This window comes from Pseudoalteromonas sp. SR44-5 (assembly GCF_014163675.1).
In the GTDB taxonomy this organism is placed as follows: Bacteria; Pseudomonadota; Gammaproteobacteria; order Enterobacterales; family Alteromonadaceae; genus Pseudoalteromonas; species Pseudoalteromonas rhizosphaerae.
This window is the reverse complement of record NZ_JACJDT010000135.1, coordinates 1-1,021: the sequence shown is the minus strand read 5'-3', so window position 1 is coordinate 1,021 and position 1,021 is coordinate 1. Positions and strand designations below refer to the sequence as shown.

Here is a 1,021-nt window from a genome sequence, read left to right as displayed (position 1 = left end):
ATGAGACGTCGATTTACACAAGAATTTAAAGTTCAAGCGGTTGAAAAAGCATTATCTCAATGTGATGATGTTCGTCTAGAAGATATTGCAGATGATTTAGGTGTCGGTTATTCAACGTTACAACGCTGGATAGCACTCGCAAAGAAACATCAACTTGAAACACACCAGACGGGTAGCCAAATGACAGCAGAAAAACGACCACAAGACTGGCGTTTAGAAGAAAGACTCAGCGCGATTATTGACTGTGGCCATTTAGATGAAGCAGCGATTAATGAATACTGTCGTAGTAAAGGGCTTTATCCGCATCATATTAAGCAGTGGAAGCACGACTTTGCCCAAGGACCTACAACGAAACTAGCTAAATCAGACAGTAAACAGTTAAAGCAAGAAATAAAACAGCTGCAAAAAGAGCTTAATCGTAAAGATAAAGCCTTAGCTGAAACAGCGGCATTACTTGTTCTCAAAAAAAAAGCGGATGCCATTTGGGGTTTCAACGAGGACGATTAACGACGTCGACTGAGCGACATGAATTGATAAAGCTCATTACAGAAGCGCAGGATTCAGGGGCAAGGCAGAAGCCAGTGTGCGAATTACTTGGGCTAACGGCAAGAACGGTTCAGCGCTGGATGGCCGAAGATAAGATGGTAGACAAGCGAACTTGTACGGCAAAGCGGCCGCCCAATCAACTCACTGAGTTAGAGCGACAGCGTATTATCAAAACAGTCAATTCAGCTGAGTATGGGCATTTACCGCCGAGCAAAATAGTGCCCAAGTTGCTTGATAAAGGGGTATGGATAGCATCCGAGAGTTCGTTTTATCGGGTTATGAAACGTCACCACCTATTAACGCATAGAGAAAAAGTGAAGCCAAACAGGCAGGTAAAAAAACCAAAAGCACTCACAGCAACCGGTGTGAACGAAATTTACACATGGGATATTACATATTTGCCAACAACGGTTAAGGGCGAATTTTTATACTTGTATTTAGTGATGGATATTTTTAGTCGAAAAATTGTGGGATG

The 1,021-nt window shown here is 42.4% G+C and carries 1 protein-coding gene and 1 pseudogene; both read left to right on the top strand.

Annotated elements, in window-relative coordinates; genetic code table 11:
* The coding region (locus tag H5154_RS22840; RefSeq protein WP_182719741.1) for a transposase at window positions 1-507 on the top strand (507 nt) is incomplete at its 5' end.
* Window positions 483-1,021: pseudogene (locus tag H5154_RS22835) on the top strand (IS3 family transposase); the annotation flags it as partial. The gene H5154_RS22840 and the pseudogene H5154_RS22835, both read left to right, overlap by 25 nt.